Here is a 254-nt window from a genome sequence, read left to right on the forward strand (position 1 = left end):
AACCCGCATTTTCAGCCTGCAAAGTAAAAAACAAATTTCCTAAATAAACGATGGGTGTATTCAGCTGATATACAAAGCGTTATTGGTTTTAGAAAAGAGCTAAATATCCAAATAAAAGAATCTATTGAAACCTGATAATCAGAGCGAACATGCTGAACTACAATCCATTCCGAGTTCATTTCCCAACAGGCGGTTTTACTCCTCCAAATAAATTGACACTACTTTTTAGCACCTTATTTTGTAACAACACACTA

The sequence above is a fragment of the Bacteroides sp. AM16-24 genome, from assembly GCF_003471885.1.
GTDB lineage: Bacteria > Bacteroidota > Bacteroidia > Bacteroidales > Bacteroidaceae > Bacteroides.